Below are 22,066 nucleotides of genomic sequence, written 5' to 3'. Positions count from 1 at the left end.
TCTATAAAAAAAAGCTGCTAAAAAGCAGCTTTTGTTATTTTATTTCATTCCTTTCATCATTTGCATCATCTTTTTGCCACCACCACCTTGCATCATTTTCATCATTTTACTCATTTGGTTAAATTGCTTCATTAATTGGTTTACTTCTTGTATCGAAGTTCCAGAACCTTTGGCAATTCGTTTTTTTCTACTAGAGTTTATGGTAGAAGGAACACTTCTTTCACCAGGAGTCATAGAATGAATTATGGCTTCTATTCCTTTAAATGCGTCATCATCAATATCTACATCTTTTAAGGCTTTTCCAGCACCAGGAATCATACCCATAAGGTCTTTCATGCTTCCCATTTTTTTAATTTGCTGTATTTGATTTAAGAAATCATCAAAACCAAACTGATTTTTGGCAATTTTTTTCTGTAGTTTTCTAGCTTCCTCTTCATCATATTGGTCTTGTGCTCTTTCAACAAGTGAAATTACATCACCCATACCCAATATTCTGTCAGCCATTCTATCTGGGTGAAAAACATCAATAGCATCCATTTTTTCACCTGTACCAATAAATTTAATTGGTTTGTCAACTACAGATTTTATAGATAATGCTGCTCCACCACGTGTATCACCATCTAATTTTGTTAAAACAACACCATCAAAATTTAAAATATCATTAAATGCTTTTGCCGTATTTACAGCATCTTGACCTGTCATAGAATCTACAACAAAAAGTGTTTCTTGTGGTGTGATTGCTTTATGAATGTTAGAAATTTCTGACATCATTTCTTCATCTACCGCTAAACGACCAGCTGTATCAATAATAACTACATTTTTACCAGTTGCTTTTGCGTGCGCAATGGCATTTTTAGAAATTTCTACAGGATTTTTATTTTCAATTTCAGCATATACTTCTACACCAATTTGTTCTCCAACAACTTGTAATTGATTTATTGCTGCTGGCCTGTAAACATCACAACCAACTAGTAACACTTGCTTAGATTTTTTATCTTTTAAGTAGTTTGCTAGTTTTCCAGAAAAAGTTGTTTTACCAGAACCTTGTAAACCAGACATTAAAATAACAGTTGGTGATCCACCTAAGTTAATTCCAACAGTTTCACCACCCATTAATTTGGTAAGTTCGTCTTTTACTAACTTTACCATTAATTGCCCAGGATTTAATGTAGTTAAAACATCTTGTCCTAAAGCTTCAGTTTGTACTTTTTTAGTAAAATCTTTGGCTATTTTAAAATTAACATCGGCATCTAATAACGCTCTTCGAACTTCTTTTAAAGTTTCTGCAACATTTACTTCTGTAATTTTACCATGACCTTTTAGGGTGTGTAAGGCTTTATCTAATTTATCGCTTAAATTATTAAACATAATTTGTGTCTTTTTTTGGAAACACAAATATAGGAAATAACAACAATTTTTAGAAAGTTCTGAGGCCTTTTTTAATGCTTATTTCTTTAAAAATAAACTTATGAAAAAGTTAAGCATATGAATTAGAATAGATAATATAAAAAGTAATATTGCAATGAAGATTACAGTTGAAGAATTGTCATTGGATAATAGTATCTTTTCTGAGTTATGCAGTTTTATCCAATTATAATTATTTTTTGTCATCAACATAAAAAGCGAAAGTATTTGTAAAAAAAGATGACTAATTGTAAACCATTTTTTAGGTGGCTTTTCCGTCCAAATTAATGTATAGTAGTTGATACCTATTAGTATAAAATAAATGGAAGAGATATAATACCAATAATCTATGGTGAATGAATAATAGATGTCACCAATATTGATGTTTAAATCATGGTGCTTGTTAATAAAGCCCAAAATTATAAAGGCCAAACTTAACCCAAAGAAAAAAAGATGTGGTTTGGCAATAATGTTTCTCATCAAATTATAAAATATTAGAATATTTTTCTTTTAATATGTTTGTATGATGTTCTGTGTGATAAGCTGTCCACATAACAATTTCTCTAATTGTCATTTTTCCCATTAATGGATGAGGAATTACTAGTGTATCTAAATTAAGATCGCTTATTTTATTCACTTTATATTGTAGTTTTTTATTTTGAATTTGAAGTCTATTCAACAATCTTTCTCTATTCTTTAAAACAGGTTTTTTTAATTTTCTGTTAAAAAAAGCAGCTTGATCTTTATTTTCAATTAATTTTTTTTGATAATTTTTTACAATGAAATCATAATCTCGTGTTTCACGATTGCATAAACCAAATTTATGTTTTAAAAAAAATCGAGGGTAACTTAAAGCATTGTTTAAAAGTTGTAAACTGTCTACTAAATGTTGAATTTGTTGTGCTGTTGTCCATTTTCCTTCAGGAGCTTTTTCCCAAATTTCCTCTGGTTGGTTTTGTAACCAATCAAATAAAATTTGATGTTTTTCTTCTAATATTTTTACAATTTCTTTCTTGTCCATCTTTATAAATTCGTACTTCTAAGATACAAAATAAAACAAATAAAAAGGGCTGAAATATTTCAGCTCTTTTTAGTAAACAATGTAGTTGTAAAATTATTTTTCTTTTGGAATAAAATCTAAGGCAACTCCATTTATACAATGACGTTTTCCTGTGGTTTCTTGAGGTCCATCATCAAAAGAATGTCCAAGATGGCTTCCACAAGTATTACATTTTAGTTCTGTTCTTGCGTATCCGATTTTATAGTCAACATCTAACTCTACATTACCATTTATAGCTCTGTCAAATGATGGCCAACCAGTACCAGAATCAAATTTATGTTTAGATTCATACAAAGCAGTTTTACATGCTGCACACACATAAACGCCCTCTTTTTTATTGTTGTTTAAAGGACTTGTGAAAGGTCTTTCTGTACCTGCTTCACGTAATACATAAAACTCTTCTTTAGAAAGTACCTTTTTCCATTCAGCTTCAGTTTTAGAAATTTTATATTTTTTTGAGTTTTTTTCTGTTTTTTGTGCATTGCTAGAACAGCTAAAAAAGAGAGTAATTAACAATAAGCCCAATATTTTTCTCATAATTATTTTTTTAATTTTAAAATTTATTAAAAATAAGTCTTTTTAAGAAAATCTGCTAAAGATTTACCTTTTTAGACGAATTTTTTATTAAAAACTAACATTTGTTATTCTGAAATAAAATAAATAAGTATAATTTTATATAAGATATTTAAAATATCTTATGAGTTCATTATTTTATTTTAAAAATGATAAATTGCACATGTTAAAAACTAAATTTTATAAAGATGAAAAAAAGTGTATTATTAATATTGACTATATTTTTATTTGTTGAATGTTCAAAAGTACCAATTACAGGAAGAAATAGAATTAATTTTGTGAGTGATTCACAAATACTACCAGCAAGTTTTGCCCAATACAAAGGTTTTTTAGAGGAAAATAAATTGTCTGATAATAGACAAATGACCAACCAAGTTAAAAGTGTTGGAAAAAATATTTCTGCTGCCGTAGATAGATTTATGAGAGCAAATAACATGGTAGAAGAAGCAAATTCATATAGATGGGAATTTAATTTAATAGAAGATAAAACTGTAAATGCTTGGTGTATGCCTGGTGGAAAAGTAGTTTTTTATACGGGTATTATGCCAATTTGTGCTAACGATGATGGTGTTGCTGCAGTTATGGGACATGAGGTTGCTCATGCTTTTGCGAAACATGGTCAAGAGCGTATGTCTCAAGGACAATTACAGCAAATAGGTGGTTTGGCTGTTGCTTTAGGTACTTCTGGAAAAGATCCAAAAACACAACAAATTTGGAATACCGCTTTTGGTGTTGGTTCTGGTTTAGGAATGTTAAAGTTTAGCAGAACACATGAACAAGAAGCAGATAGATTAGGTTTGGTTTTTATGATTATGGCTGGTTATGATGGAAGAGAAGCCGCAGAAGTTTGGGTAAGAATGAGTCAAAGAGCTGGAAGTGGTGGACAAGGTCCAGAAATTTTAAGTACACACCCTTCAAATGCATCAAGAATTAAAGATTTAAGAACGTATTTGCCAACAGCAAGAAAATACGCAGAAAAATACAATGTAACAGGTAAGTAAAATGTTACTAAAATTGCAATAAAAGTTTTACTATATTGTAAGCCATTCAATAATAATTGAATGGCTTTTTTTTATAAAATTTATGAAGCTACAAATAGGAGATAAAAAACTTATAAATGCTTGGGCATTTTACGATTGGGCAAATTCAGTATATTCATTGGTAATCAGTACAGCTGTTTTTCCATTATTTTATAGTGCTATTACAGATGGAAAAGTGGTTACTTTTTTGGGTATGGAATGGGATTATCCAGATACTTTGTATAGTTATGCACTATCATTTTCTTTTCTAGTAGTTGCTTTTATGTCGCCAATTTTATCTGCAATTGCAGATTATACTGGTAACAAGCTAAAATTCATGAAGTTTTTTTGTTGGTTAGGAGGTTTGTCAGTAATTTCTATGTTTTTTTTTAAAGATTTACATACTGCTTGGATTGGTATTATTTGTACAATTTTAGCAAGTATTGGTTTTTGGTCTAGCATTGTGTTTTATAATTCTTATTTACCAGAAGTAGCATATCCAGAACAACAAGATGCTGCAAGTGCTAAGGGTTTTATCCATGGTTATATAGGTTCTATAATTTTATTGATATTTTGTTTGGCAATGATTTTAGCTCCAAATACGTTTGGTTTCGATTTAAGTATTTCTGAGGCTATTTTAACAAATGGAACTGAAGCAGAAATTGCTACAGCGTTAGAAGATGCAAAAAATGCGGCTTCATTAAAAGCAATGCGAATTTCATTTGTAATGGTTGGTTTATGGTGGATAGGTTTTGCACAAATTACTTTTAAGAAACTACCTAATAATGTACACAACAGAAAGCCTGAAAAAGATTATATATGGAAAGGTTTTAAAGAATTAAAAAAAGTATGGATTGAACTAAAAAACTATCCAACATTAAGAAATTTTTTAATTGCTTTTTTCTTACTAAGTGTGGGAGTACAAACGATTATTTTATTAGCAACAATCTTTGGATCTTCAGAGTTAGGTTTAGGTACTACAAATTTAATTGTAACTGTATTGTTAATTCAATTTGTGGCAATTTTAGGAGCTTATGTTTTTTCTAATATCTCAAAAAAATTCGGAAATTTTAAAGCTATAAAAATTACAATTTTTATATGGATTTTGGTATGCTTTTCGGCTTTTATGTTAGAAAAAGAATTGCCAAATGTAGAAATATATTTTTATGCTTTAGGAGGTTTATTAGGCTTGGTTTTAGGAGCTATACAATCTTTAACACGTTCTACGTATTCTAAATTATTACCAAAAACACATGACAATGCAACCTATTTTAGTTTTTATGATGTTACTGAAAAAATAGCCATTGTTCTAGGAACTTTTGTGTTTGGCTTTTTAATTTACTTAACAGATTCTATGCAATGGAGTGTACTATCTTTGGCTTTGTTTTTTGTAGCCTCATTAATTGTTTTAAGCAGATTAAAAAGAACGGAGCACGTTTACTAATAAAAGACTTTTCTAATACATATAAAAACAAATATCATTATAGAGTATGTTATAAAAAAAGGTATGATAAATGTTTTTAAGCCTAAGACTAAAAAAACACTAATTAAAAGTAACTGAAATCCTAAACCAAAAGTAGAAACTAAAGACATTAACCAATTTGGAAATGGCTTTCCTTTCGGGGCATTTTTATCTAAAGCATAAATTATTTCATCAAAAATACCGTAAAGTGCTTTGTAAATAAAGTATAAAATATTTACGTTTTTTTGTTTTTCTCCTGGTAAAGCAATAGGAGTAGAGTCTTCAAAAATTCTACTAGTAGTATCACCCTCAAAACGATTTCTAAGAATTACGTAATAATAATTATATAAAGTTCCTTGTAGTTGAATTCCGAAAAATGCGAGTAAAGTCCACCAAATGCTAACTTCTGTGAGTTGCCAAAGTGTTATAAAAATAATAAAGTTCAAAATAATATCTGAAACCGAATCTAAAAAACGCCCTGTATATGAAGGAGTTTCTTTAATTCTGGCAAGTTCACCATCTGCAGCGTCTAAAATAGATTTAAAAATTAAAAAAAATGCTGCAGCCCAATAATATTCTTCAACAATACAAAAAACACCAATTAAGCCAGATATAACAAATGCTATAGTAACATCTACAGGAGTAAATCTTGTTGTTTTTAGTGCATTTGCAATGATTCTAGCAATTGGTCTGCCATAATCTGACAAATCTATAAATTGATGCTCCTTGGGTAATTTAGACATAAAAATGCTTTAGATTTTGAGCATTTTTATCACTTATCGAAGTTCTAAAACAGCACAGTTTAATTGGTTTCAAAAATAAAAAATTAAATTAAAAAAAACCTGAAATTTTAAAATTTCAGGTTTTTGCTTACTATAAAAGTGTTATTGTACACTTATATTAAACGTTACTTCTAAATCTGTACTTCCTCCTGCATTATCAGCAGTTCCGTTATTTGGTTTTGTAGGTTCATGTTTTAATACAATAGTTAATGACCCAGTACCAGTATTGCCAGTTGTTAATGTAGTTTTTATACCTAAAGGGTTATCATTTCCATCAACATCTGTTTTATTAATTGTTACTCCAGAAACGCTAGAAGAATAGAAAAATTCATGTTCATCTCCCTCTGTTTTTACTTCAACAGTAATATCTTCTGCTGGTGTTTCTGTCTTATTTAACAATTGTATTGAACCTGTGTAAGTTGTATTAGCACTTAAAATACCATCTGTAATTACAGGTGCATTCCCAGTATCTCCATCTAAATCTTCCCATTGTAAAGTAACTGTATTATTTCCATCTGTTAACGTGTAAATAACAGTTGTAATTAACTCTTCTTCATGATCGTGATCATGATCATCGTGATCATCTGAACAAGCTGTAAATACTAAAGAAGTTGTTATAAATAAAGCTAATAATTTAATTGTTTTCATAATTTTTGTTTTAATAATTTAATTTAATATTTATTTTAAAATTTCTGCCTAACTCATCAGCAAAGTATCTGAACCGATTTAAATAATTTCTGTAAGAAGTATTTAAAAGATTGTCTACATGAAACGCAATTTTTAAATCTCCTTTTTTAAAGAGTTTAAAAACTGCAGAAGTTTGTAAGCTAAATAGAGTGTAAGCTGGTGGTGTAGAGCTAATGTCTACAAACACATCTTGTTGTGTTGTTGGGTTAAATGTAAAAAAGTTATAATCTGGAAATCTGTTTTGTTGTAAAACAGTATTTTGATGTAAACTTATAGATAATTGATTTAATTTTTGATTGTTATATGATATACTATTCCCAAAATTATTGGCAGGCATATGTATTAGAGGTGTGTTTTCTGATAAATTGTCTCCTCTAATCAAGCTAACTTGTCCATTATACATAAAATGTTCACTAATTTTTTTATTCACATCTACATCTATCCCAAAAATTTGAGCATTTGTTTGGTTGTATTCCCAAACAGGGAAAGCACCTCTAATTGTAGTTGTAATTCCGTTTGGAATTAATTGAATAAATCCATTGATATGCTTGTAATATGGACTAATAGTAAAACCAAAATTATCGTTTTGTTTTTCTAAAGAAACTACAAATTTATTGGCAACTTCTTTTTGCATAGTTAACAAACCAGTTTCAATTCTGGCAGCACTATGATGCAAACCGTCACTAAATAATTCTGAAGGATTAGGAAGCCTGCTTGCCAAACCATAATTTATGAATAATGACAAGTTTTTTTGAAATGATTTTGCATATCCTAAACTTGCAGAAATATTATGAAACGTAAATTCTGGTTTTGTAAAAATTCTTGTTCCTTCTACAGCACCTGTTTCAAATTCTGGAAATAATTCATCGTAATTATAGGTTTCGTTCCAATCTGTAATGTTATATCGTTTTCTTGCTTTTATCCTAGAAAAATCATAACGAAAACCTGCACTTAATTCTGATGTATCATCTAAATCGTAATTTGTTGTTGCATATACTCCAAAGTCATATTTATCAAAATCTGGAATTAAAGGATTTGTACCAGTACCTGCAACTGCATCATTTTGTTGATATCTTAGCAATACCCCAGTATTTATATCTAAATTATCAAAATAATTAATTTCTAAATCAGATTGAATACTATTGGTAAACAACCTTAAATCTACTACTGGTATATTGCTTCTATCTCCTCTTCTTAAATCGAATTCTTTTCGTCTATTAATTTGAAAATCATATTGTATAGATAGTTTTCCAAAATCTTTAAAACGCTTGTAAGCCTCTAATTTTCCTAAATGATGTGTAATGGTTTGTTTTGGAAAATTAATTTTATATGAAAAAATTTCTGTTACTCTTGGCTCATTGCTATTGATAGCGTTTACCAAATCATTTACGTTACCAATGTGAGAAGATTGTAAAATAGCCATATTGTTATTTACAAAACTATAGTAGGCATTAAAACCTTTTTCGTAGCTATTTTTTCCAATAGCAATAGAAGTATTAAAGTTTCTTTGTCCTGTATTTGTTAAGTAATAATTTGGTGCTTTAAAGTCTCCAAATTGTTTGTAATTAGATTGTAATTTTCCGTAAAAGCCGTTTTTATATGTTTTTACAATTTCAGTATTTACATTTCCTCCTAATCCATTACTGTTTAAAGATATTTGTGTACTTCCAAAAATACTATCTTTTACAGCAAACCTTTCCGGACTAATTAAAATTAAGCCACCAATTGCATCACTACCATACTTTAAAGTATTTGCACCTTTTATAACATCAATTCTACCGGAAGAATTAATATCTATATTTGGTGCGTGCTCTTCTCCCCATTCTTGGTCAAACATTCTAACTTTGTTGTTAATAATTAACAATCTGCTACTATGTAGTCCATGAATCATTGGTTTTACAATGGTATTACCTGTATTTAAAGAGGAAACTCCAGTAATGGTTTTTAAAGCATCACCTATAGATTGATCAGAAAAGCTACTTAAAACTTCTTTTTTAAGTGTTGTTTCTACACTTGTTTTTGCAGTTTTAGTATTTGCTTTTATCTCAATATTTGTGAGCTCTTCTACGTGATGTTCTAAAAAAATATTTTTAAACGTATTTTTATCAATATACATTGATATTTTTTTAGTTTCACAAGCAATGTGCTTAATAATTAGAGTTATTTTTCCTTCACAAATATTTTTTAACTCAAATTCTCCATCAAAATTTGTGGTGGTGAATCTGTTGCTATCTTCTATTTGTATAGATGCTCCAATTATATCAGAGTTGTTATGAAAATCGGTAACTTTTCCTTTTAAAGATAAATTACAGTCTTGTGCAATTGCATTTGAATGTAAAAAAAATACAAGTACACAAAAACAAAATTGTTTTATCATATTATTGTTTTCAAAAATTTAAATTAATAGACTTAATTTAAATTTTTGAGGGTGGACCTCTTAACGAAAACGATAGTTGATTATGATTTTTTAGGAAATTATAATGTAAGTAATTAGTATCTAAATTAACACTATTTACAAGCAATTTAAAATCTTGGCTTTCTAAAAAAGTATCTGACTGCTTTAACAAGTGTAAGTTACAATCAATATCTTTTTTATGAATATGTGTTTCAGTTTTAGAAATACAAGTTTCATGTTCATGATTTAAATAATCATGAAAAGAATCGATTGCAGTTGGTAATAAGAAAGTTACCAACAGAAAAAGAGCTATATGTTTTTTTAATTGTTTAATACTACTTCTTTTTTCTTATTCTTAAATTTAGCATTTCTACTCCTAATGAAAATGCGATGGCAAAATACAAATATCCTTTAGGAATTGCTCCTACAGTTTTGTTAAAAATTTCAGTATGTGATAAATGTGCACCTTCTGTAATTAACATAAAACCTATTAAAATTAAAAAAGATAATGCCAACATTTGAATGGTTGGGTTTCTGTTTACAAAACTACTAATTGGATTTGCAAAAAGCATCATAATTAAAATAGAAACAATTACAGCAATAACCATTATAATTAAAGCTCCATCAACACCATTTGTCATACCAACAGCTGTTAAAATACTATCGAAAGAAAAAACAATATCAATTAAAATAATTTGAATAATTACGTTGGTAAAAGATATTTTTTTTGGAGCTTTTAGCACTTCATCTTCATTTGTGCCTTCCATTTTTTCTCTAATTTCTTTAGTACTTTTATACAAAAGAAAAAGACCTCCTAAAAATAAGATAATACTTTGTCCTGTTAAACCTGTTGTAAACCAACCTATATTAATTTCAAAAAACGGATCTTTTAATGCTATTAAATAGGAAACTCCAAAAAGTAAAATAATTCTCGTCACCATTGCTAAAGCCAACCCTAAAATTGTGGCTTTTTTAACTTGATTTTCTGGAAGTTTATTGGCAGAAATAGAAATAAAAATAATATTATCGATTCCTAAAATTATTTCTAGAAAAGTTAGCGTAAGCAGTGCAACCCAAGTATCAGCATGTGCAAATATTTCCATTTTATTTTACTTTATAAACAACACCATCTTGTTTAAATTTACTAAAACCAATTTTGGCAGTAAATTCGTATGAAGAATCTTTTATTTTTGTAATTTGAACAAAAATAGGGTCTTTATCAATTTCTTTTTTTGGAGATTTCATTTTTAGTGTATAAAAGAAATTGTTTTTCCAAGTAATATATAGGGTATCTATATGTTTTACTTTTTTTTCTATGGTAGTAGAATCTGTTGAAATATTTACAATTTTTTCATATTCTTCAATCTGTAGGCTATCTATTCTTGTTATTGTTGTTTTTCCATAACTATCTCCAGCAGGAATTTCGAAAACACCTGTTTTAAATTTATCTGAATCGTCTTTTATTTCTGATTTACAAGAAAATAAAACAAAGGAAAAACCGCAAAGAATAAATAATTTAATTGATAAAATATTTTTTTTGTTTATAACCATTTTTAACTTTTTTATTTCAACCACTAACTATTATCTTCTAAAAATTATATTCCAGTATAATTAGCAGGTGTAATAGCTTTTAATTCATTTTTTATTTCATCTGAGACTTCTAAAGTGTCAATAAAATTAGCAATAGAATTTTGGTTTATTTTTTCGTTTGTTCGTGTTAATCCTTTTAAGGCTTCATAAGGATTTGGATATGCTTCTCGTCTTAAAATTGTTTGTATTGCCTCTGCAACAACAGCCCAATTGTTTTCTAAATCTTGCTCGAACTTTTCTTTATTCAACAATAATTTATTCAATCCTTTTAGGGTTGAAGTAAAACCGATAATGGTGTGTCCAAAAGGAACACCAACATTACGTAAAACAGTACTATCAGTCAAATCACGTTGCAAACGCGAAATGGGTAGTTTTGCTGAAAGGTGTTGAAAAATAGCATTTGCAATTCCTAAATTACCTTCTGAGTTTTCAAAATCAATCGGATTTACTTTGTGTGGCATTGCAGAAGAACCAACTTCACCTTTTTTAATTTTCTGCTTAAAATAATCCATAGAAACATATGTCCAGAAATCTCTATCTAAATCAATAATAATGGTGTTGATACGTTTTAACGTGTCAAACAACGCAGCCATATGATCGTAATGTTCTATTTGAGTGGTTGGAAACGAATGCTGTAAGCCTAATTTTTCTTGTACAAATTCAGTTCCAAAAGCTTTCCAATTTATTGAAGGATAAGCAACTTTATGTGCATTATAATTTCCTGTTGCTCCACCAAATTTAGCAGCACTTGGTATGTCATTTAACAAATTAAATTGTTCTTTTAAACGAACTACAAAAACATCAATTTCTTTTCCTAATCTTGTTGGAGATGCAGGTTGTCCGTGAGTTCTAGCTAACATAGATATGTCTTTCCACTCAATTACCAACTCTTGTAATTTTTCTAAAACTTGTAAATATTGAGGCACAAAAACATCATTCATGGCTTCTTTTATAGAAAGCGGAATTGCAGTGTTGTTAATGTCTTGAGAAGTCAAACCAAAGTGAATAAACTCTTTATATTTTTGTAGGTTTAAACCATCAAATTTTTCTTTTATAAAGTACTCAACAGCTTTTACATCGTGGTTGGTAATTTTCTCAATGTCTTTTATTTTCTGAGCATCTTCAGCAGTAAAGTTTATATAAATATTTTTTAGCTCTTCAAAAAGTGATGCATCAAAATCAGCTAATTGTGGTAAAGGAATTTCGCAAAGTGCAATAAAGTACTCTATTTCTACTAAAACTCTGTATTTTATTAGTGCTTCTTCAGAAAAATAATTTGCTAATTTTTCAATTTTACCTCTATAACGTCCATCAATTGGAGATATGGCATTTAGTTTTGTTAGGTTCATTTTTTGTTGTGTTGTGAGCAACAAAAATAAGGATTAAAACACACTTATTTAAGTGATTTTTGATGTTTTTCGATCAAGTTTATAATAAATTTTCCACGTGCTTTTGTTCCTTTGCTTTCGTGAATAATTTTTGTTTCAATTAAATGTTTTAATTCTGGATGAATCCAATCTATTTCCAAACCAAAAAGATACAAAGTATTCATAGTATAAGCCCTAACTGCAATTTTTTGAGGTGTAATTAACCAATCAAAACCTGTTTCTACAATGGCATTTATATGATTTGTTGTTAGGTTTTTTTTGATGTCATTATCAGTTTTTGCGTAATAAGCAGTTGCTAAATGTTCGCAAATTTTAGCACAAGGTCTAATTGCACTGTCAAATTTTAAAGTATTAATTTTTTGAGTAAATTCATCTAAATGAGGTATCATCCAATTTAACTGATGGTGTGTACAAATCCATTCTAATATCCATGCAGCTTTAATTGATACTTTTTCATTAATGTTAAACGTTATTGAAACCAATTTTTTAAATAAACTTTGGTTGTTTAGTACAATATTTGCAACTTTTTCTCTGTTCTCTTTTCCAGCATTCTGCATCTCATGAAGTTGCTCTGTAATGTAAAGTAAGTTAGATTTTGGCACTATTAATGTATATTTGTATAAAAAATTATATTTGAAATGATAAATATAAAAAGACTGTTTTTTGTTTTCGCTTTTTTTACTTGTTATTTTACGAGTGAAAATTGCAACGCACAAAAAATAAATCAATTTAATGAAAATAAAAAACGAACTGGAGTTTGGAAAAAATATTATCCAAATAAAAGAATTCGTTATACAGGACAGTTTGAAAATGGTAAAGAAGTTGGTGTTTTTAAATTTTATGATATTACGAATTCAGATCACCCAATAATTGTTAAAACTTTTTTTGAAGATTCAGATTCGTTGTTTGTTCAATTTTATACCCTAAAAGGAAAAATTAAAACAGAAGGCGTTTTAAACAAAAGAGCACGAGTAGGAAACTGGAAATATTTTTATCCAGATGGTACTTTAATGTCTGAAGAAAATTACAATAATCAAGGTGAACTTCATGGAGAGCAATTAGTATATTATCCTGATGGACAAGTTACGGAATTTGCTATATATAAAAACGGTTTATTGCACGGTGTTAGAAGTAAATACGCAAGTAATGGAACTTTAATTGAAGAGGTTGAGTTTAAATTTGGTAAAGAAAATGGTGTAGCAAAATACTTTGAGCTTAATGGTAATTTAAAAGAAACTGGAACTTATAAAGATGGAAAAAGAGTAGGTAAGTGGGAGTTTTATTTAGATGGAGAAGTAGCTGATAAAAAAGAAGTTGAAAAAAGCAAAAAATATAAAAAAAATGAATAACTCAAGAATTGTACTTTTAATTTTAATATCAATATTTGTTTATTCTTGCCAAAAAAAACAAGAACAAAAAGAAGATTCTATAAATGGACTTTGGATTATTAAAAAAGTAACAATGGGTGATAATCAAATGACACCCATAGCAAGATGGGTGCGTTTTAATAAAGATTCTACACAAACCTCAGGAAATGGCTGGTTACAACATTCTGAAGGTAGCTGGAGTTTAAATAAAAACAATCAATTAATTGTAAAAAACACAAATGGATTATTAGATAAATCAGAACCTTTTACTGTAAATTTTGAAAATGGTAACATGATTTGGAACAGAACAGAAGAAGGAGAAAATGTAAGTGTTCTTTTAGAGAGAACAGAGGTAATTCCAAAATCAGAAGGAAATAGATTAATGGGGTTATGGAAAATTGAAACGATTTCTATTGATGATAAAAATGTAACATCTACTTTAAATCCAGATGATAATGCAACCTTATTTTTAAGATGGGATAATACCTATGTTCTAGAAAATTATCCTCAAGGAAAAATTTACGGAGTTTATAAAGTTCATGGTCACAAACCAGAAATTCAAATGGTAAATTATGGAGATAAACCTCAATTTCAATTCTATCAATTTTTAATAGAGAAAAATAAGCTAATCTTAAAATCAACAGATCAAAAAACAAAATTAGAATTAAAAAGAATATATCAATTTTTAAAATAGATATATCAATATTATCAATTTCTAAATCGCATTCAAAAGTGTATCTTTGCACCCTCAAAAAATAAGAATGAAACGAGTAGTTGTAGGTCTTTCTGGTGGTGTAGATTCTAGTGTTACTGCACATTTATTAAAAGAACAAGGCTTTGAAGTTATTGGACTTTTTATGAAAAATTGGCATGACGATTCCGTAACAATTTCCAATGAATGTCCTTGGTTAGAAGACAGTAATGATGCTATGATTGTTGCTGAAAAGTTAGGAATTCCTTTTCAAGTAGTAGATTTAAGTGAACAATACAAAGAACGTATTGTAGATTATATGTTTGCGGAATATGAAAAAGGAAGAACGCCAAACCCAGATGTACTTTGCAATCGAGAAATTAAGTTCGACGTTTTTATGGATATTGCCTTAAAATTAGGCGCAGATTATGTGGCAACTGGTCATTATTGTAGAAAAGCCGAAGAAATTATTGACGGAAAACCAGTTTATAAATTATTAGCAGGAAAAGACAATAATAAAGATCAATCTTATTTTTTATGTCAGCTTTCGCAAGAACAATTGGCAAAAGCATTGTTTCCTATTGGCGAATTAACAAAACCAGAAGTTAGAGAAATCGCAAAGGAAGCTGATTTAATTACAGCAGAAAAGAAAGATTCACAAGGTTTATGTTTTATAGGTAAAGTTCGTTTACCAGAGTTTTTACAACAAAAATTGCAGCCAAAGGAAGGTAACATCGTTGTAATTCCAACAGATAATAATCAATATACAAAACAAGTACCTGCTTTTTCTTCAAAAGAAGAAGAGTTACAATATTTAGCAACAAAATTTTCTTATAAAGAAGAAGATGGAAAAAATGTTGGAAAACATCAAGGTGCACATTATTTTACAAAAGGACAACGTAAAGGTTTAAATGTTGGTGGAACAAAAGAAGCATTGTATGTGATTGAAACCGATGTAAATACCAACACAATTTATACTGGAGAAGGTAAAAATCACCCAGGTTTGTACAGAAATGTTCTTTTTGTTTCTAATGAAGAAATTCACTGGATACGTGAAGATTTAACTTTAAATACTGGTGAAACCATGCAAGTAGAAGCCAGAATTAGATACAGGCAACCTTTAGAAAAAGCAACATTATATAAAGTAGAAAGTGGTTTGTACGTTGCTTTTGAAAACAAACAATCTGCCATACAAGAAGGCCAATTCGTAGCTTGGTACAGTAAAGAAGAGTTATTAGGTTCTGGTGTTATTTCTTAGTAATTTTTTTTTGAACCCAGAATGTAAAACAACATCTAAATTCTAAAAGTAGTAATTTAGTAAAATGAAAAAAATAGCAATTTTCTTTTTTATAGTATTTTCTATACACTCTTTTAGTCAAGAAACTAATGAAGATGCTTGGTTGTTTTTAAAAGACAAACCCAATGCTAGTGATTATATAGAGAATCCAACAAGAATGCTATCTCAAAGAGCTATTGATAGAAGAAATAAATTAAATATAAATTTAGATATAACAGATGTTCCTATTGATGAAAATTATTACAACCAGCTTAAAAATGAAACTACTATTACTATTTTAGGAAAATCGAAATGGTTAAATGCTATTCACATACAAGGAACACAAACAGCTATTAATGGACTACAAACTAACTTTAATTTCATACAAATAATTGAGTTTGCAGATAAAACTTTAAATACTGGTAGTAAAATAATAGGAAAAAAAAACACTGTAAATCATCAAAATAAATTTAAGAATACTCAAGAAAATTTAAATTATGGAGCTGCAGAAAATCAGATTAAAATGCTCAAAGGAGATTATTTACATCAAGCAGGTTTAACAGGTGAAAATCAAATAATAGCAGTTATTGATGCAGGCTTTCCTAATGTAAATACCTTGCAAGCATTTAAAAGATTAAGAGATAACAATCAAATTTTAGGAGGTTATAATTTTGCAGATAGAAATACAAATTTTTACACAAGGCACAATCATGGGACTAATGTTTTATCTACCATTGGAGGCTATTTAGAAAATCAATTCATAGGAACTGCACCAGATGCAAAATTTTACTTATTTATTTCTGAAATTGCAGAAACAGAAACTGTTTTAGAGGAAACTTTGTGGGTAGAAGCTGCAGAAAAAGCAGATAGTTTAGGTGTAGACGTAATAAATACATCTTTAGGTTATTCTACTTTCGACAATCCAAAGCATAATTATACTTATGCAGATATGGATGGTAAAACTACTTTTATCTCAAGAGGAGCAGAAATAGCCGCCAATAAAGGAATGCTAGTAGTTAATTCAGCAGGAAATTCTGGTAACGATTCTTGGAAATTTATTACAGCTCCAGCTGATGCACCTTCTATAATTACTGTAGGTGCTGTAGATGTAAATAAAAATATTTCTTCATTTAGTTCTTTTGGACCTAGTTACGATGGCAGAATAAAACCAGAAATTTTAGCGCAAGGCACAGCTTCTTCAGTAATACACCACAATGATGGTAATATTGTTGCTTATAGCGGAACCTCATTTTCATCGCCAATTATGGCTGGTTTAATTGCATGTTTAAATGATAGTGAAGTTTTTTTCGTGTTAAAATCTGCAACTACAAAAAATCTAAATGATTATTTAAAAGAAGCTATCTATAAATCGGCTGATAGATATAATAATCCAACAGATCAGCATGGTTATGGAATACCTGATTTTGAAGTAGCATTTAATTATTATGGCTCAGTTTTTTCTGTTGAAGAAAATTTTTTAAACAATTTAAAAATTAGTCCAAACCCTACTTCAACAAATTTTAAAATTGAAGGTTATGTTGGAGATTTGGAATCTTATAAATTAGCACTATATGATGTTTTAGGTAAAGAAATTAATCAATTCAAAAACATAGATAATAATATTATTGATATATCTAATTTAAAAAAAGGGTTGTATATATTAAAAATATCAAAAGGCAAAACACGAAAAACATTAAAAATAATAAAGCAGTAATGCAAAATAAAATCACTCATTTATTCAATATAAAATATCCAATCGTACAAGGTGGTATGATTTGGGTTTCTGGTTGGCGATTAGCTTCAGCTGTTTCCAATGCTGGTGGTTTAGGCTTAATTGGTGCAGGCTCTATGTATCCAGAAGTTTTACGAGAACACATTCAAAAATGTAAGAAAGTAACAGACAAACCTTTTGGAGTAAATGTGCCAATGTTATATCCAGATATTGAAAAAATTATGGAAATTATTGTAGAAGAAGGTGTAAAAATTGTTTTTACTTCTGCAGGAAATCCAAAAACATGGACTTCTTTTTTAAAAGAAAAAGGAATTAAAGTTGTTCATGTAGTGAGCTCTGTAAAGTTTGCTTTAAAGGCAGAATTATCAGGTGTAGATGCTGTTGTATGCGAAGGTTTTGAAGCTGGCGGACATAATGGAAGGGAAGAAACAACCACATTTGCGTTAATACCAATGGTAAAAGAACAGTTAAAAATTCCTGTAATTGCAGCTGGTGGTATTGGTTCTGGACGTGGAATGTTGGCGGCAATGGTTTTAGGAGCAGATGGTGTACAAATAGGTAGCAGGTTTGCTGCAACAAAAGAATCTTCAGCACATGATAATTTTAAAAAAACGATATTAGAGGTAAAAGATGGTGATACGCAAGTGACTTTAAAAGAATTGGCTCCTGTACGTTTGGTAAAAAATAAATTTTATAATGAAATTCAAGAACTCTATCAGCAAAATCCAACAAAAGAACAGTTAATTGAATTATTAGGAAGAGCTCGTGCAAAAAGAGGAATGTTTGAAGGTAATTTAGACGATGGTGAGCTGGAAATTGGTCAAATTGCTGGCATAATACACGAAATTAAGCCTGCAAAAGCGGTTTTAAATGATATTATTGAAGAGTTTAATGCTGTGAAAGCCTTTATTCATCACATTTAACTAAATTTAACTAAAATAAAATTATTATTTGTATTTAGTTAAAATTTTTGGTATTATATTTGCAATTCAATAAACGTTGTTCGTAATTAAACAAACAACATATTTAATTTTATTATAATGAATAAAGGTACCGTAAAATTTTTCAATGAATCTAAAGGATTCGGATTCATCACTGAAGAAGGAACAAACAAAGAACATTTTGTACATGTGTCAGGATTAGTTGACGAGATTCGTGAAAACGATGAAGTTGAATTCGACTTACAAGATGGAAGAAAAGGATTAAACGCAGTAAACGTAAGAGTTATATAATTATATATTATTACTAGTTAATTTTTTATCTAAAAGCCTATCAAAATTTGATAGGCTTTTTTTATTACTCTGTTTTTAAAAACTATCATAAAATAGTTACTTTCGCAAAATTAAAAAATTGAAAATATGATTGACGGAAGGCAAAGGAAAAATATAAAAGTAGGTCTGTTTGTAGAAATTGTACAAAAACCGCATCAAGCTTCTGGTGAGTTAACTGAAGGAAGGGTTTCTAAAATTCTTACAAAATCGCCAAATCATCCTTACGGAATTAAAGTACAATTAGAATCTGGTTTAGTAGGCAGAGTAAAAAATATAATTACTTAACTGGTATTTTAATCTCGTACATTTTTCTACTAGCGTTGTTAAGTTTGTTTTCTCTTAACCAAGGATTATGAATTTTAAACTCTTTGTAGTTCATCCCAAATTTTTTAGCAAAATTTGTAATGTTTGAAATTACAGTATCTACCTTAATAATTCTTGTTTTTTCTAAAGTATATAAATCTTTTTCATCAAAAACGAAACCATATTTTTTTGGGTTAGAAATAATTTCTTTTAGAGCTAAAATTCTAAACACATATCTTTCAGTCTCATCAGGTAAAAGCGCATCGTAATAATTATTTACTTCTTGAGTCTCTAAACGTTTAGAAATTCCGTAATTACCAGCATTATAAGCAGCAGCAGCCAAAGTCCAAGAGTTAAAACGGTCCTTTGATTTTATCAAATATTCTGCAGCAACTTTTGTAGATTTTTCAATGTGATAACGCTCATCTACATTATCATTAATTTCTAAACCATACTCTCTTCCAGTAGTTCTCATAAAATGCCACATTCCTGCTGCTCCTGCAGATGATGTTTCATCTATAAAACCACTTTCAGCTAAAGCTAAAAATTTAAAATCGTCTGGTAAACCATATTTTTTTAATAGGGGTTCTAAAATAGGAAAGTATTTATTAGCTCTTTTTATAAGTAGTAACCCATTAGATTGCCAGTAAGTATTTACGAGCAATTCTCTTTCCATTCTTTCTCTAACATCTGGAATTTCAATTGGAACTCTTTCTCCTGCAAGGTTTAAGTTTTCTGGAAGCTCTAAAGCTTTTATTTTGTAAGTTTTATGTGTTTGAGTTTCTGGATCTGGTTCAGAATTTTTTGCAATAGTTGAATCTGGTTTTTGTATTGCGTTAAAAAAAACGGCAGTTATGATGGTGATACTTAAAAGAGATAATATGCGCTGTGAAGATTTCATAAAATATACAATTTTGTAGTATAAAAGTATGAAATTGCCTTTGGTTTAACAAGTTAAAACTTCATCAATTATTTTTGATATTTTTTTAGCTTTTGTTAAAATCATAATATGAGTTCCTCCCTTTATTTCAATAGCATCTTTAATATGTTTTAAAGGGAAAACATTGTCTTTTGTACCATGTATATGAACAATGTTTTTAACAGGATTTATTTGCTTCCATTTTAAAACATTGTAAATAGACCATTTTAAATATTTTTCACCTCTTACAGACAAATATTTCTTATAAATTTCGGCTTTTTTCTTTAAAGATTTTCCTAAAAAATATTGTGCATATTCCTCAAAGTTTGAAATTACTTTTGTTGGAAAAAACTTATAAACTTTAGTGAATTTTGCTAGTTTAAATTTTTTTGGAAGTTCTTCTTGATTTTTTACACTAGAAATTATAATTACTTTTCTTGGATTTACAAACTTTGCCATTTCTTGCACCATAATTCCTCCAAAAGAAACTCCAACTAAAACAGGGTTTTTTTCTTTTACTTCATCACTCATTCTACATGCATAATTATCTATATCTTCTTCAAGTGCTAAAGGTCTTATCCATTTTAAATAATGAAAACTATATTTTTCTGGATCTAACTCTAAATGTTCAAAAATTTCTGGTCCTGCAGCAAGTCCTGGTACAAAATAAATAGGAATTTTTTTCATCTAAAAAGAGTTTAAATAGTTGCTCTTAATAATTGTTTATAAAGAGCTAGTTATAATTTTTTGTTTAAATATATTCTTTTACATTTTCAAAACTACATCTTACTAAGCCATCATCATCAATTTCTGTAAGTTTAATTGTATGCAAAGTGTTTGCCAAATCTGGATTCCAAGGTGTTTTTACTTTTACGTAATTTTCTGTAAAACCATGAATGTAACCTTCTTTATTTTCATTTTCGAATAAAACAGTTAGAGTATTTCCTATTTGTTTTTCATAAAAAGCACGTCTTTTTTTAGCAGACAAACCGCGTAACATTTTACTACGTTTAGCTCGCACTTTTTTAGGTACAACTCCATCCATATTTACAGCCTCTGTGTTTGGTCTTTCAGAATATGTAAAAACATGTAAATAAGAAATGTCTAAATCGTTTAAATAATTATAAGTTTCTAGAAAAAGGTCATCAGTTTCACCAGGAAAACCAACAATTACATCTACACCAATACACGCATTTGGCATCACTTCTTTAATCTTATTAACTCTATTTGTATAGGTGTTTTTAAGATATCTACGTTTCATTTTTTTTAGCAACTCGTCACTCCCAGATTGTAATGGAATATGAAAATGAGGAACAAAAGAGTTTGATTTAGAAACAAAATCAATGGTTTCATCTTTTAATAAATTTGGTTCGATAGAAGATATTCGCAAACGATGAATACCATCTACTTGATCTAATTCTTTAACCAATTCTAAAAATGTATGTTCGTGTTTTTTGTTGCCAAATTCACCCTTACCATAATCGCCAATATTTACTCCTGTTAATACAATTTCTTTTATTCCTTTGGAAGATATTTCTTTGGCATTTTCAATCACATTACTTAAAGTATCACTTCTAGAAATTCCTCTCGCTAAAGGTATTGTGCAGTAGGTACATTTATAGTCACAACCATCTTGTACTTTTAAAAAAGCTCTAGTTCTATCACCAATAGAGTAGGAGCCTACATAAAAATCGGCATCAGAAATTTCGCAAGAATGGACTTCTCCAACATTATTTTTGGTCAAATCGTTTATGTAACTAGTTACATTAAATTTTTCTGTTGCTCCTAACACTAAATCAACACCATCTACATTTGCTAATTCCTCTGGTTTTAGTTGTGCGTAACAACCTACAGCAATTAAAAAAGCATTTTCATTTTTCTTTAGGGCATTTTTTACGATGGATTTAAAACGTTTGTCTGCATTATCTGTAACTGAACAAGTATTTATCACGTACACATCTGCTTTTGTATCAAAATCTACACGTTTAAAACCTTCGTTAACAAAGTTTCTTGCAATTGTAGACGTTTCTGAAAAGTTTAGTTTGCATCCTAAAGTATAAAAAGCAACTTTTTTATCTGTGTTCATTCTTTTTTAATTAAATAACTAAATAATAGAAACTTAAAATAAGTTACTTATTTTTATAGTC

23 protein-coding genes are annotated in these 22,066 nt (G+C 28.9%); 9 read left to right on the top strand and 14 right to left on the bottom strand.

Annotation, left to right across the window (positions count from 1 at the left end):
* Nucleotides 1-39: 39 nt before the first annotated feature.
* The 3 genes from ffh to msrB all read right to left on the bottom strand — a co-directional run bounded on the left by ffh (nt 40) and on the right by msrB (nt 3,001).
* Nucleotides 40-1,368, bottom strand: coding sequence for a signal recognition particle protein (ffh, locus tag FDT66_RS05520; protein WP_138535150.1), 1,329 nt, complete (start codon nt 1,366-1,368; stop codon nt 40-42).
* 520 nt (nt 1,369-1,888) lie between these two features.
* Entirely contained in the window at nt 1,889-2,425 is a 537-nt protein-coding gene (locus FDT66_RS05515; protein ID WP_138535149.1) for a DinB family protein, read from the bottom strand.
* Between the two features lie 93 nt (nt 2,426-2,518).
* Nucleotides 2,519-3,001: a peptide-methionine (R)-S-oxide reductase MsrB gene (gene msrB, locus FDT66_RS05510; RefSeq protein ID WP_138535148.1), complete on the bottom strand. Its 483-nt coding sequence runs from the start codon at nt 2,999-3,001 to the stop codon at nt 2,519-2,521.
* Nucleotides 3,002-3,225: 224 nt separating this feature from the next.
* Between msrB and FDT66_RS05505 the strand changes: the two genes are divergently transcribed.
* Both FDT66_RS05505 and FDT66_RS05500 read left to right on the top strand, forming a co-directional pair.
* Complete coding sequence (locus FDT66_RS05505; RefSeq protein ID WP_138535147.1) at nt 3,226-4,038, top strand: M48 family metallopeptidase; 813 nt, start codon at nt 3,226-3,228, stop codon at nt 4,036-4,038.
* 82 nt (nt 4,039-4,120) lie between these two features.
* Nucleotides 4,121-5,500, top strand: a complete 1,380-nt coding sequence (locus FDT66_RS05500) for an MFS transporter (protein WP_138535146.1) — start codon at nt 4,121-4,123, stop codon at nt 5,498-5,500.
* Here the strand turns inward: FDT66_RS05500 and FDT66_RS05495 are convergent.
* The 8 genes from FDT66_RS05495 to FDT66_RS05460 form a co-directional block, all read right to left on the bottom strand.
* Complete coding sequence (locus FDT66_RS05495) at nt 5,497-6,261, bottom strand: CDP-alcohol phosphatidyltransferase family protein (protein WP_138535145.1); 765 nt, start codon at nt 6,259-6,261, stop codon at nt 5,497-5,499. The two genes, FDT66_RS05500 and FDT66_RS05495, sit on opposite strands and share 4 nt — an antisense overlap.
* 141 nt (nt 6,262-6,402) lie before the next feature.
* On the bottom strand, nt 6,403-6,948 hold the full coding sequence (locus tag FDT66_RS05490) for a type 1 periplasmic binding fold superfamily protein (RefSeq protein ID WP_138535144.1): 546 nt from the start codon (nt 6,946-6,948) through the stop codon (nt 6,403-6,405).
* A gap of 10 nt (nt 6,949-6,958) precedes the next feature.
* Nucleotides 6,959-9,364, bottom strand: a complete 2,406-nt coding sequence (locus FDT66_RS05485) for a TonB-dependent receptor (RefSeq protein ID WP_138535143.1) — start codon at nt 9,362-9,364, stop codon at nt 6,959-6,961.
* Between the two features lie 37 nt (nt 9,365-9,401).
* Nucleotides 9,402-9,680 carry a hypothetical protein gene (locus tag FDT66_RS05480; RefSeq protein ID WP_138535142.1) on the bottom strand — a complete coding sequence of 93 codons (279 nt, stop codon included), beginning with the start codon at nt 9,678-9,680 and terminating at the stop codon, nt 9,402-9,404.
* Nucleotides 9,681-9,717: 37 nt separating this feature from the next.
* Nucleotides 9,718-10,485, bottom strand: coding sequence for a TerC family protein (locus tag FDT66_RS05475; RefSeq protein WP_138535141.1), 768 nt, complete (start codon nt 10,483-10,485; stop codon nt 9,718-9,720).
* A gap of 1 nt (nt 10,486) precedes the next feature.
* Nucleotides 10,487-10,933, bottom strand: a complete 447-nt coding sequence (locus FDT66_RS05470) for a hypothetical protein (RefSeq protein WP_246034766.1) — start codon at nt 10,931-10,933, stop codon at nt 10,487-10,489.
* A gap of 44 nt (nt 10,934-10,977) precedes the next feature.
* Complete coding sequence (gene purB / locus FDT66_RS05465; RefSeq protein ID WP_138535139.1) at nt 10,978-12,321, bottom strand: adenylosuccinate lyase; 1,344 nt, start codon at nt 12,319-12,321, stop codon at nt 10,978-10,980.
* Nucleotides 12,322-12,365: 44 nt separating this feature from the next.
* Nucleotides 12,366-12,962 carry an adenylosuccinate lyase gene (locus tag FDT66_RS05460; protein ID WP_138535138.1) on the bottom strand — a complete coding sequence of 199 codons (597 nt, stop codon included), beginning with the start codon at nt 12,960-12,962 and terminating at the stop codon, nt 12,366-12,368.
* 36 nt (nt 12,963-12,998) lie between these two features.
* Between FDT66_RS05460 and FDT66_RS05455 the strand changes: the two genes are divergently transcribed.
* From FDT66_RS05455 to FDT66_RS05425, 7 genes are all read left to right on the top strand, one after another.
* On the top strand, nt 12,999-13,709 hold the full coding sequence (locus FDT66_RS05455) for a toxin-antitoxin system YwqK family antitoxin (protein ID WP_138535137.1): 711 nt from the start codon (nt 12,999-13,001) through the stop codon (nt 13,707-13,709).
* Entirely contained in the window at nt 13,702-14,421 is a 720-nt protein-coding gene (locus tag FDT66_RS05450; protein WP_138535136.1) for a hypothetical protein, read from the top strand. The genes FDT66_RS05455 and FDT66_RS05450 overlap by 8 nt, the downstream gene beginning before the upstream one ends.
* A gap of 67 nt (nt 14,422-14,488) precedes the next feature.
* Nucleotides 14,489-15,676, top strand: a complete 1,188-nt coding sequence (mnmA, locus tag FDT66_RS05445) for a tRNA 2-thiouridine(34) synthase MnmA (protein ID WP_138535135.1) — start codon at nt 14,489-14,491, stop codon at nt 15,674-15,676.
* A 64-nt stretch (nt 15,677-15,740) separates the two neighbouring features.
* Nucleotides 15,741-17,408 (top strand): S8 family serine peptidase, encoded by a 1,668-nt coding sequence (locus tag FDT66_RS05440; RefSeq protein WP_138535134.1) that lies wholly within the window; start codon nt 15,741-15,743, stop codon nt 17,406-17,408.
* Nucleotides 17,408-18,349 carry an NAD(P)H-dependent flavin oxidoreductase gene (locus FDT66_RS05435; protein WP_138535133.1) on the top strand — a complete coding sequence of 314 codons (942 nt, stop codon included), beginning with the start codon at nt 17,408-17,410 and terminating at the stop codon, nt 18,347-18,349. Before FDT66_RS05440 ends, FDT66_RS05435 begins: the two co-directional genes overlap by 1 nt.
* Before the next feature lie 117 nt (nt 18,350-18,466).
* Nucleotides 18,467-18,658: a cold-shock protein gene (locus tag FDT66_RS05430; RefSeq protein ID WP_077809452.1), complete on the top strand. Its 192-nt coding sequence runs from the start codon at nt 18,467-18,469 to the stop codon at nt 18,656-18,658.
* 126 nt (nt 18,659-18,784) lie between these two features.
* Nucleotides 18,785-18,982 (top strand): YwbE family protein, encoded by a 198-nt coding sequence (locus FDT66_RS05425; protein ID WP_171032323.1) that lies wholly within the window; start codon nt 18,785-18,787, stop codon nt 18,980-18,982.
* On the opposite strand, the gene FDT66_RS05420 is transcribed toward FDT66_RS05425, so the two are convergent.
* From FDT66_RS05420 to mtaB, 3 genes are all read right to left on the bottom strand, one after another.
* Nucleotides 18,975-19,901, bottom strand: coding sequence for a lytic transglycosylase domain-containing protein (locus FDT66_RS05420; protein WP_138535132.1), 927 nt, complete (start codon nt 19,899-19,901; stop codon nt 18,975-18,977). The two genes, FDT66_RS05425 and FDT66_RS05420, sit on opposite strands and share 8 nt — an antisense overlap.
* Before the next feature lie 45 nt (nt 19,902-19,946).
* Complete coding sequence (locus tag FDT66_RS05415) at nt 19,947-20,606, bottom strand: alpha/beta hydrolase (RefSeq protein WP_138535131.1); 660 nt, start codon at nt 20,604-20,606, stop codon at nt 19,947-19,949.
* Nucleotides 20,607-20,670: 64 nt separating this feature from the next.
* Nucleotides 20,671-22,005, bottom strand: coding sequence for a tRNA (N(6)-L-threonylcarbamoyladenosine(37)-C(2))-methylthiotransferase MtaB (gene mtaB / locus FDT66_RS05410; protein WP_138535130.1), 1,335 nt, complete (start codon nt 22,003-22,005; stop codon nt 20,671-20,673).
* Between the last annotated feature and the right edge of the window lie 61 nt (nt 22,006-22,066).

Origin of the sequence: Polaribacter aestuariivivens (assembly GCF_005885675.1) — a bacterium.
Classification (GTDB): Bacteria; Bacteroidota; Bacteroidia; order Flavobacteriales; family Flavobacteriaceae; genus Polaribacter; species Polaribacter aestuariivivens.
This window is presented reverse-complemented; position numbering and strand designations above follow the sequence as displayed.